Source organism: Streptomyces sp. CO7 (assembly GCF_053474865.1).
The window spans coordinates 805548-814664 of sequence record NZ_JBRIOU010000002.1 but is presented as its reverse complement, the minus strand read 5'-3'; the positions used below and the strand labels follow the sequence as shown (position 1 = coordinate 814664).

Annotated in this window: 6 protein-coding genes and 1 pseudogene; 2 read left to right on the top strand and 5 right to left on the bottom strand. The window is 73.1% G+C overall.

Annotation, left to right across the window (positions count from 1 at the left end; all coding sequences use genetic code 11):
• A pseudogene (locus tag ACOV8S_RS05680) lies at nucleotides 1–619 on the bottom strand (hypothetical protein); the annotation flags it as partial.
• 255 nt (nucleotides 620–874) lie between these two features.
• Here ACOV8S_RS05680 and ACOV8S_RS05675 point away from each other — a divergent pair.
• On the top strand, nucleotides 875–3571 hold the full coding sequence (locus ACOV8S_RS05675) for an ATP-dependent Clp protease ATP-binding subunit (protein ID WP_448316425.1): 2697 nt from the start codon (nucleotides 875–877) through the stop codon (nucleotides 3569–3571).
• Between the two features lie 186 nt (nucleotides 3572–3757).
• On the opposite strand, the gene ggt is transcribed toward ACOV8S_RS05675, so the two are convergent.
• Complete coding sequence (gene ggt / locus ACOV8S_RS05670; protein ID WP_448317367.1) at nucleotides 3758–5545, bottom strand: gamma-glutamyltransferase; 1788 nt, start codon at nucleotides 5543–5545, stop codon at nucleotides 3758–3760.
• Nucleotides 5546–5743: 198 nt separating this feature from the next.
• Here ggt and ACOV8S_RS05665 point away from each other — a divergent pair, with 198 nt between their 5' ends.
• Entirely contained in the window at nucleotides 5744–6511 is a 768-nt protein-coding gene (locus ACOV8S_RS05665; protein WP_448316424.1) for a hypothetical protein, read from the top strand.
• A gap of 174 nt (nucleotides 6512–6685) precedes the next feature.
• Here ACOV8S_RS05665 and ACOV8S_RS05660 read toward each other — a convergent pair whose 3' ends face one another.
• Genes ACOV8S_RS05660 through ACOV8S_RS05650 form a run of 3 tightly spaced genes read right to left on the bottom strand, consistent with a single transcriptional unit; the run spans nucleotide 6686 to nucleotide 9114 of the window.
• Nucleotides 6686–7585: an amino acid ABC transporter permease gene (locus tag ACOV8S_RS05660; RefSeq protein WP_448316423.1), complete on the bottom strand. Its 900-nt coding sequence runs from the start codon at nucleotides 7583–7585 to the stop codon at nucleotides 6686–6688.
• Nucleotides 7582–8226, bottom strand: coding sequence for an amino acid ABC transporter permease (locus ACOV8S_RS05655; RefSeq protein WP_448316422.1), 645 nt, complete (start codon nucleotides 8224–8226; stop codon nucleotides 7582–7584). The genes ACOV8S_RS05660 and ACOV8S_RS05655 overlap by 4 nt, the downstream gene beginning before the upstream one ends.
• Nucleotides 8227–8244: 18 nt before the next feature.
• Entirely contained in the window at nucleotides 8245–9114 is an 870-nt protein-coding gene (locus ACOV8S_RS05650) for a glutamate ABC transporter substrate-binding protein (RefSeq protein WP_448317366.1), read from the bottom strand.
• Between the last annotated feature and the right edge of the window lie 3 nt (nucleotides 9115–9117).

The window sequence follows — 9117 nt, the reverse complement described above, 5'->3', positions numbered from 1 at the left end:
ACCCGAGGCCCTGCGGCGGTGGACCGTGCGGCGCGAGCCCTTGCGCGTCGTGATGTTCGAGCCCCGGCGCAGGCAGCCCCCGCAGGGCCCCGGTCCCCCACGAGGCGTGCCGCGCGGCGGCCAGGGTCTCCAGCCGGCCCCGTAGCTCCGCGGCCCTGGCGACGGCCCGCCCGTGATCGGCCCGCGCCCACGCCAGGTCCGCCCGCATCGCCTCCGCGGCCCCCGCGTCCCCTGCCTGCACGACGGGGCGCCGCAGCGCCTCCATCCGCTCCGCGGCCTCCCGTTCCTCGCGCAGGGTGGTCTCCAGCCGGTCCCGCAGGTCCTCGCGGCCGCCGGGCCGCGCGTCGTACGCGGCCGTGGCGCGGGCGTGCAGGGCGCGGGCGCTGCCGCGCTCCAGGTCCGCGGCCCGGGCGCCGTGGGCGGCGGCGAGGTCGTGCAGCAGGTCCTCGACGACGTCCCAGGGCGGCACCGCACGCCCCTCGACGCACGCGCGCATGCCGTCCGGATCGCGCCGCCAGAAGACGGCGCACCAGCCGGTTCGCGGGTCGACGCGGTCCAGGAGTCCGCCCAGGTACCCGGCGAAGTCTCCTACCAGCACCGGGAGTTCTTGCACCGCCATGCCGCGATCCCCTCACCGCCGTGGTCCGGAACTGTTCGGTCCGAAGCGAACACCAGCCGTGTTACGCCCGGGCTACGCCGAGTTTTCCGCCGCGGGCCACGTGATCCTCCGGTCGCGGGCGGTGACGGCCCCGGAGCGGTCGGCCGCCCGTCCGGCCGAGGTGTAGCCACCTGCCCCAGGGGCACCCGGCGGGCGCACGGACTGTCGACCTCGTGCGCCCGCGCGGTACAGGGGGCGCGCCGAAACGGATGGCTGATGACCAGCGGATTCCCGGGTCCGCAGGGCTACGGCTCGGACCCCTTCGCAGAGTTCTTCGCACGCCTGTTCAGCAGCGGACTCTTCGGTCCCGCACCGTCGGCCAGGGGGTCCGGCGGCTCCCCGGGCCAGGGCGGCGGCGAGGGCGGCCCGCCGCGGCGCGTGGACATCGGCCGCCTGATGAGCCGGCCCGCGCAGGACCTGGTCCGCGCCGCGGCCGCCTACGCCGCCGAGCACGGCAGCCGCGACCTGGAGACCGAGCACCTGCTGCGCGCCGCCCTGGCCATCGAGCCGACCCGCAGCCTGATCGCCCGCGCGGGCGCGGACCCCGACGAGCTGGCGGCGGACATCGACAGCCGCGCCGCCGCGCCCGTGGGCGACGAGACCCCGCCGGCGTCGGTGGCGATGACCCCGGCCGTCAAGCGCGCCCTGCTGGACGCGCACGAGCTGGCCCGCAGCCGCGGCGACGGCTACATCGGACCCGAGCACGTCCTGAGCGCGCTGGCCGAGAACCCCGACTCGGCGGCCGGCCACATCCTCGGCACGGCCCGTTTCGCGCCCGGTCCCCCGCCTGAGGGCCAAGAGCCGTCGGCTGCCGCCGGCGGCCGGGCCCCCGCCGGCTCCACCGCCGTGCGGCGCCATCCCGAGCAGCCTCAGCACGGCATGAACACGCCGAACCTGGACCGCTACGGCCGCGACCTCACCGAACTCGCCCGGCACGGCCGGATCGACCCGGTGATCGGGCGCGACGAGGAGATCGAGCAGACCGTCGAGGTCCTCTCCCGCCGCGGCAAGAACAACCCGGTGCTGATCGGCGACGCCGGCGTCGGCAAGACCGCGATCGTGGAGGGCCTCGCCCAGCGGATCGCGGACGACGACGTCCCCGACGTGCTCGCCGGACGCCGGGTGGTCGCCCTGGACGTGTCCGGCGTGGTGGCGGGCACCCGCTACCGCGGTGACTTCGAGGAGCGGCTCAACGGGATCATCGACGAGATCCGCGCCCACCCGAACGAACTGGTCGTCTTCATCGACGAGCTGCACACGGTGGTCGGCGCCGGAGGCGGCGGCGAGAGCGGCGGCATGGACGCGGGCAACATCCTCAAGCCCGCCCTGGCCCGCGGCGAGCTGCACGTGGTGGGCGCCACCACGCTGGAGGAGTACCGCAGGATCGAGAAGGACGCGGCGCTGGCCCGCCGCTTCCAGCCGGTGATGGTGCCCGAGCCGTCGGTGGCCGACGCGATCGAGATCCTGCGCGGCCTCGCCGACCGCTACGAGGCGCACCACCAGGTGCGCTACACCGACGAGGCGCTGGTGGCGGCGGTGGAGCTCTCCGACCGCTACCTCACCGAGCGGTTCCTGCCCGACAAGGCGATCGACCTGATGGACCAGGCCGGCGCCCGGGTCCGACTGCGCTCGCGAGGACGGGGCACCGACGTGCGGGCGCTGCAGCGGGAGGCGGAGCAGCTCACCCGCGACAAGGACCAGGCGGTGGCCGCCGAGCAGTACGAGGAGGCGACGCGGCTGCGCGACCGGATCGAGGAGGTCCGCGCGCGCATCGAGGCGGCCGGCCAGGACGAGCAGCCCGACGAGGGGCAGAACCTGGTGGTGACCGTGGAGTCGATCGCCGAGGTCGTCTCCCGGCAGACGGGCATCCCGGTGGCCAGCCTGACCGCCGAGGAGAAGGACCGGCTGCTGCACCTTGAGGAGCACCTGCACGAGCGGGTGGTGGGCCAGGACGAGGCCGTGAAGGTGGTCGCGGACGCCGTGCTGCGGGCCCGCGCCGGTCTGGCCGGCCCGGACCGGCCGATCGGCAGCTTCCTCTTTCTCGGCCCGACCGGCGTCGGCAAGACGGAGCTGGCGCGGGCGCTGGCGGAGGCGCTGTTCGGCAGCGAGGAGCGGATGGTCCGGCTCGACATGAGCGAGTACCAGGAGCGCCACACGGTGAGCCGCCTGGTCGGCGCTCCGCCCGGCTACGTCGGGCACGAGGAGGCGGGCCAGCTCACCGAGGTGGTGCGGCGGCACCCGTACTCGCTGCTGCTGCTCGACGAGGTGGAGAAGGCCCACCCGGACGTCTTCAACATCCTGCTCCAGGTCCTGGACGACGGCCGGCTGACGGACTCGCAGGGCCGCACCGTGGACTTCACCAACACGGTGATCGTGATGACCTCGAACCTGGGCTCCGAGGCGATCGTCCGGGGCGGCGGCGCTCTGGGCTTCACCGCCGCGGACGCCGCCGTCGACGAGGAGGCGCGACGGGAGCGGGTGCTGCGGCCGCTGCGGCAGCACTTCCGGCCGGAGTTCCTCAACCGGATCGACGAGATCGTGGTGTTCCGTCAGCTCACCGACGTGCAGCTGCGGCAGATCACCGACCTGATGCTGGAGCGCACCCGCCGCCGCCTGCACGCGCAGGACGTCACGGTGCGGTTCACCGACCAGGCGGTGGACTGGCTGGCACGCCACGGCCACCAGCCGGAGTACGGCGCGCGTCCGCTGCGCCGCACCATCCAGCGGGAAGTGGACAACGAGCTGTCCCGGATGCTGCTGGACGGCCGGCTGTCCGGCGGCGGGCGGGTCGTGGTCGAGGTCGGCGAGGACGACCGCTTGGCGTTCACGGTGGAGAGCGCCGGCTCGACCGCCGCGGACGGGGACACCTCGCCGGAGCCTCCCTTCGGCGGCTCCGGCGGAACGGGGTCCTGACCGCGGCAGGTTCCTGGACGGAAGGCGCCGCCCGGCCTGTGCCGGGCGGCGCCTCCTGTCGTGTGCCGGGCAGCGCGTGCTGTCGTGTGCCGGGCGGCGCGTGCTGTCGTGTGCCTCCGGTGTCCGGCGTCCGCAGGGGTCCGGCCGCAGCCGTCGGGCGCGGCGGGACCCCGTTCGCGGCGGCCGTCAGCCGGCGGGGTGGACCACCATGGCGGAGCCGCCGCCCCGGCGGACGGTCTCCGCGGCGGCGGTCCAGCGGCCGTCGGGCAGCCGCTGCACCCCGGTGGCCGCGCCGATCTCCGGATTGCGGCTGAACACGTGGCCGATGGCCTCGAGTTCGGCACGCAGCGCGCTGTCGTACAGCGCGGGTTCGAGCTCGGTGCGGGCCGCGTTGCGCTGGCTGGCGCGCGGGGCCGCGATGGCGTCCACCAGCGGCAGTCCCCGGTCGACGACCCCGGTGAGGGTCTGCAGCACGGTGGTGATGATGGTCGCGCCGCCCGGCGAGCCGAGCGCCAGCACCGGCCTGCCCTTGCCGTCGAGCACGATCGTCGGGGACATCGAGGACCTGGGCCGCTTGCCCGGACCGGGCAGGTTCGGGTCGTGCACGGCCGGGTTGGCCGGGGCGAAGGAGAAGTCGGTCAGCTCGTTGTTCAGCAGGAAGCCGCGCCCCGGCACGGTGATGCCGCTGCCGCCGGTCTGCTCGATGGTGAGCGTGTAGGCGACGACGTTGCCCCACTTGTCGGCGACCGTCAGGTGGGTGGTGCTCTCGCCCTCGTAGGTGGTGGGGGCGACCTGCCCGCCCGCGGCGCAGGCCGTGGGGTGACGCGGGTCGCCGGGCGCGACGGGGCTGGCGAGCACCGCGTCGTCCTTGATCAGGCAGGCGCGGGAGTCGGCGAACTCCTGGGAGAGCAGTTCGCGGGTCGGCACGTCCTCGAAGGCGGGGTCGCCGACCCAGCGGCCGCGGTCGGCGAAGGCGATGCGGCTCGCCTCGACGAAGCGGTGCAGGTACTGCGCCTGGCTCGCGCGGGAGAGGTCGGTGCGCTCCAGGATGTTGAGAGCCTCGCCGACCGTGGTGCCGCCGGACGAGGAGGGCGCCATGCCGTGCACCGTGAGCCCGCGGTAGCGGACGGCCGTGGGCGCCTGCTCCTTGACGCGGTAGCGCGCCAGGTCCCGCTGCGAGAGCTGACCGGGCCGTGCGCGGTAGTCAGAGGCGGGGTCCACCGGCGGATGGTTGACCGTCTCGACGACGTCCTGGGCGATCGGGCCGCGGTACATGACGCCGGCGCCCTCCCGGGCCATCCGGGCGTAGGTGCGGGCCAGGTCGGGGTTCTTGAGGGTGGATCCCACCTCGGGCAGCCGGCCGCCGGGCAGGAAGAGCTTTGTGGTGGCCGGGAAGTTACGGAAGCGGGCCTCGTTGGCGGCGGTCTGCGAGCGGAACGTTTCATCGACCGTGAAGCCGTCACGGGCCAGCCTCTCGGCAGGCGCGAGGACGCCGGACAGCCGCTTGCTGCCCCACTTCCGCAGCGCCTTCTCCCAGGTGGCGGGGGTGCCCGGAGTGCCGACGCTCAGCCCGCTGGTGACGGCCTCGGCGAAGGGGACGGGCTTGCCGTCCTCCAGGAACAGGTCGCTCCCGGCGCTCAGCGGCGCGGTCTCCCGCCCGTCCAGGGTGTGCACGCTGCGGGAACGGGCGTCGTAGAGGACGAAGTAGCCGCCTCCGCCGACGCCGGCCGAATAGGGCTCGGTGACGCCGAGCGCGGCGGCCGTGGCGACCGCGGCGTCGACGGCGTTGCCGCCCTTCCTGAGGATCTCCAGCCCCGCGGCACTGGCGTCGGCGTCGACGCTGGAGACGGCTCCGCCGTAGCCGGTGGCCACCGGCGTCTTGACGGGGCTGTGGCCGCCCGGTGGGCCGGCCGGCGAGCCCTGGGCCGGCGCGGCGACGGTGAGTGAGGAGACGAGGGCGGCCGAGACGGCCAGGATCGCACCCCTTGTGCGCCGTCGCGCTCCGGGCGCTCCCGGCGCTCCGGTCCGGTTCCGTGTGACGGGCTGGGGTGTGACGGAAAGACGCACCTTTACCTCCGGTCATCGGTAATCGCCGCAGCCTAGCCCAAATTGCCGTGCACACTTCAGAGGCGCGCTCGAACGCCAGATGGACGCCCGCTAGGCTGCGCGCCCATGAATACCGTCGTGCTGTACCTCGTCCTCGCCGTGGCCGCCCTCTGCGCGGGCACGGCACTGGGCTGGCTGCTCCGCGGCCGCCTCGCCGAGCGCCGCCTGCGCCGCAAGCAGGCCTTCTTCGGCCTGCCCGACAACGCGGAGTCGCTGCTGGTCGTCAACCGCGACCCGGGGGCCGGTCCGGAGCTCACCGTGGTGCGGCACGACGCCTTCGCGCTGCTGGAGCTCGCCGCGGTCGTGAGGGAGTGCAACGCCCACGCGCAGCTGGTGGCGCACGACGCGGCGCAGCAGAGCTTCGGCGAGCGGACCGAGTTCTGCGTCGGCGGGCCGGGTGCCAACCGTCGGCTGGCGGCGCACCTGCACTCGCTGCTGCCCGGGGTGCGGATCAACACCGAGCCGGACGCGGGCCCGGACCGCGGCGCCTTCCAGATCGGCACGGAGCGCTACCGGATGGAGCCCGGCACGGAGGAGTACGTGCTGCTGGCCCGGCTGACGGCGGGCCAGGGCAAGGGTGCGCGGCCGGTGTTCCTCTTCTGCGGCCAGCGGGCCATCACCAACCAGGCGGCCACCCGTTACCTGGCCCGCAACCACGAGAAGCTGGCGCGCAAGTACGACGGCGGCTCGTTCGTCCTGCTGCTCAAGGTGGTGAACTCGGCCGCCTACGGCGCCGACGTGGTCGAACTGGTGGGCGACGTGACCAAGGCGGCGCAGTCGGCCCCCGCGGTCAAGACCCTGCAGGCGCAGCCCAAGCACCGGGCGGGTTCGTGAACCGAGCGCCCTGAACGGGTCCGATGCCGGGCGGCCGGGCTCGGATCCGGCCGGCGCGCAGCTGACCTTCTCCTCGCCCGTTCCGGACCGCCTTGCGGACGGTCCGGCACCGCGCGAGCAGTGATCTCCGGCTGCTGCCGGCGGATCCAGGGGTGCCCTGTGAGCCGCCGCTCCCTACGGCCTGTCGGCCGTGGGCGGGGCCTCGCCCGGCAGCAGTGGTCCCGGTCGGTCCGGGGCCACGTCGACGGCCTCGGTCTTCGGGTTGCGCCGCTGGCGCCGGGCGACCCACCCGGCGAACCAGGAGAGCAACATGCACATCCCGATGTAGACCGGTGAGATCACCAGGACCACGGGGATGAAAGGCAAATCATAGTCAAGGTTCGACGCGATGAGTTTCCCGGCGTGCAGAAACTCCTCGTAGGTGATCAGGAAGCCCAGCGAGGTGTCCTTCAGGGCGACCACCAGCTGGCTGATGATCGAGGGCAGCATGGCCCGCGCGGCCTGCGGCGCCAGCACGTGGGTCATCACCTGCGACTTGCGCATGCCGAGCGCGTACGCGGCCTCCCGCTGGCCCCGGTCCACCGAGTTGACGCCGGAGCGGAAGACCTCGGCGAGCACCGAGCCGTTGTAGAGGGTCAGTCCGGTGACCAGCGCGGGCAGCGGGCGCACCTCGAGCGCCACGAACACGAAGAAGATCATCACCAGCACGGGCATGGCCCGGAAGAACTCGACCAGCAAGGTGGAGACCCAGCGCAGCGCCCGGTGGTCGGACAGCCGCCCCGTCGCGAGCACCACGCCCAGCAGGAGCGAGAGCACCGCGGCGATGCCGAAGGCCTTGAGGGTGTTCCCGAGGCCCCGCAGCAGCAGTTCCTGGATGCCCTTGTACTGGAACGGCGTCCACTTGGCGGCCTCGAACTGCCCGGTGTCCACCAGCAGGTACACCAGCCAGCCGAGCAGCGCCAGGATCACCAGGGTGGCCGCCGCCCCGTACAGACGGTGACGGGCACGGGCCTTGGGGCCCGGGATGTCGTAGAGGGCGGTGGGCGTGTTCTCGGCCTGCGCGGTCGAGGTCATCGGGGCACTCCCCACTTGCGCTCCAGCACGTTGAAGAGCGCGCTGATGGCGAGGGTGATGATCAGGTAACCGACGGCGATCCAGACGAACGTCCACACGACGTCGTAGCCGAGCTCGCCCAGCGTCTTGTAGACGCCGAGCAGTTCGGTGACGCTGAACGCGCCCGCGATGGCCGAGTTCTTGGCGAGGGCGATCAGGGTGGAGCCGATCGGCGGGATGACGGTGCGGAACGCCTGCGGCAGGATGACGAGCGACAGGGTCTGGCCGAACGTCATGCCGAGGCTGCGGGCCGCCTCGCCCTGTCCGCGCGGCACCGTGTTGATGCCCGAGCGCAGCGCCTCGCAGATGAACGCCGAGGTGTAGCAGCCCAGCGCCAGCACCGCGAAGACGGTGAAGGGCAGCACCAGTCCGAAGCGGGGCAGGCCCAGCAGGACGGCGAAGAACAGCAGGGTCAGCGGGGTGTTGCGCAGCACCGTCACCCACACCGTGCCGATCACCCTGAGCGAGCCGACCGGGGCGACCCGGAAGGAGGCCATCAGGAAGCCCAGCGCGAGGGCGAGCAGCGAGGCGAAGAAGGTGAGTTCGACGGTGCCGAGGAAGCCCTCGCCGTAGGTGGAGAAGTTGTCGATCAGTACGTTCACGTCAGGTTCCGGTCCTCGTCAGCCCGCCGGGTAACGGTCGATGGGGGGCGGCTCGGGCGCCGGCACCCCGGACAGGCCGAGGGTGGCCTCGTACGCCCGCTTCCAGTCGCCGTTCTTCTGCCGCTCCTCCAGGGCGTCGTCGAGCGCGAACCGCAGCGCGTTGTCCTCCCGGGGGACGCCGATGCCGTAGGGCTCCTCGGAGAAGGGCTTGCCCACCACCTTCAGCTCCTCGGGGACCTTGGCGGCGTAGCCGATGAGGATGGCGTCGTCGGTGGTCACCGCGTCGACCTGATAGGTCAGCAGGTTGTCGACGCAGACCGAGTAGGAGTCGTAGGCGACGAGGTCGGCCTCGGGGAAGTCGTCCCTGATCCGCTGGTAGGGCGTGGAGCCGGACGCCGAGCAGACCCGCTTCCCGGCGAGGTCCTCGGGGCCCTTGATCTCCTGCTCGTCCTTGCGGACCAGCAGGCCCTGACCGGCCATGTAGTACGGCCCGGCGAAGCCGACCAGCTTCTTGCGGTTGTCGTTGATGGTGTACGTGCCGACGTAGAAGTCGACCTGGCCGTTCTGCAGCGCCGTCTCGCGGTTGGCGGAGGCGATGGTCTTGAACTGGATGCGGTCCGGGTCGAGACCGAGGGAGGCGGACATCATGCGGGCGATCTCGATGTCGAAGCCGGTGAACTCGCCGGTGGCCGGGTCCCTCTCGCCGAGGAAGGGCTGGTCCTCCTTGGCGCCGACGACGAAGTACCCGCGGCGCTCGGCGCGCACCCAGGTGGGCGAGTCGGGCAGCCGGAAGTCCTCGTTCACGGTGTAGGTGGGGAGCTTGTCCTGGGCCGGGCCCTTCACCGGCGGGCTGCCGTCCTTGCCGCAGGCGGCCGCGGCGAGGACCAGGGC

Excerpts from the sequence above, each read along its gene's own strand:
- ACOV8S_RS05675 (WP_448316425.1), top strand. The coding sequence starts at position 875 with ATGACCAGCGGATTCCCGGGTCCGCAGGGCTACGGCTCGGACCCCTTC.
- ACOV8S_RS05665 (WP_448316424.1), top strand. The coding sequence starts at position 5,744 with ATGAATACCGTCGTGCTGTACCTCGTCCTCGCCGTGGCCGCCCTCTGC.
- ACOV8S_RS05660 (WP_448316423.1), bottom strand. The coding sequence starts at position 7,585 with ATGACCTCGACCGCGCAGGCCGAGAACACGCCCACCGCCCTCTACGAC.